At 58.2% G+C, this 1,094-nt stretch carries 1 protein-coding gene; it reads right to left on the bottom strand.

The genetic code is table 11. The features are described from left to right. Positions 1-242: 242 nt before the first annotated feature. Positions 243-896: a substrate-binding domain-containing protein gene (locus tag ACWF0M_RS38125; RefSeq protein WP_452240643.1), complete on the bottom strand. Its 654-nt coding sequence runs from the start codon at positions 894-896 to the stop codon at positions 243-245. Positions 897-1,094 lie beyond the last annotated feature (198 nt).

Below are 1,094 nucleotides of genomic sequence, written 5' to 3' on the forward strand. Positions count from 1 at the left end.
CGACCGCCTGAAGGGCCTCGTGGCCCTCGGCGACCGTCAACGTGAGAAACACCGCCGCGCGCGACAGCGGCGCATCGATGCTTTGCGAGTCAATTGGTACTCGATCCCAACCACTTCCAACCATTCGTGCCTCCAAAGACCATGTTAATTCATCATATTGCCAGAGATGGAAGCGCTATCACTGGCGCGCTAACAGGCGCGTGCCGCTGCAATTACCCGCACGCAGCCTCGGCGAGAGCGGGCTATGGGGTATTCGAGCAAGCCGCCCTGTCCCTGGCAACCAGCATTGCCCTGTGCTCGAACCGCTCAGAAACAACATTGGCTCGTCCGTGGGGTCGCTGCAGGTATGTCACGATCTCGTAGGGGCCGTCTGAAAGCGGTCGCATAGTGATCCCCCACGCATGGGCACGCTCAATGCGCGATTGCGCGGAGAGCCCCACTCCGTAGCCAGCGGTCACCCAAAGCGCCATCATCTCGAACGAAGTCACGTGCTGAATGCTCTGCTGGCTCAACGGAAGAAAGGACAGTCGCTGATCCAGCAGTAGGCAAGCCTCCGCCGGCCAGCGAAACACCGGATAGTCCAGAAGCTCGGCAAGCGTGATCTTCGCCTGGGCAACTAAGGGGGACCCCAGCGGCACTGCAACAGCCACGTTCTCCACCCAGAGCGGTTGGCTTTTCACAGCCGGAGCACCAGCGTTCCGAAGCGTCATTCCAGCGTCGTAGCGGCCTTCCTCAAGGCCCGTCAACAGATCATCGGCTGAGGTCTCAAAGAACGTGATGGTGACTTCTGGTTCCTCCGCGCGCTGTAGGGCAAGAAGCGTTGTGAGGCAAGGGGATGGCACTCCGGGCGCGATAGCAAGCCTGAAATGGGAAAACTGGCTGGTGGCGTCATGCATGAGGGCCCCCAATAAGCGATCTGTCCAGAAAGGCAAACCAGCGTTTCAGGAAAGAGTGAAGTTTAACGTCGTTATCTTTAACGTGGTTAATTGTGGCAGATTGTTTGACGCTTCTGCTAATGCAGAAATCAACAATTCAGCCAGGCCGTCCTTCTGGCACATCGACGTATGAATCCGAGTCGGCGTTAGCCTTCGGAC

It is taken from the genome of Kribbella sp. NPDC055110 (assembly GCF_053607525.1).

Excerpts from the sequence above, each read along its gene's own strand:
- ACWF0M_RS38125 (WP_452240643.1), bottom strand. The coding sequence starts at position 896 with ATGCATGACGCCACCAGCCAGTTTTCCCATTTCAGGCTTGCTATCGCG.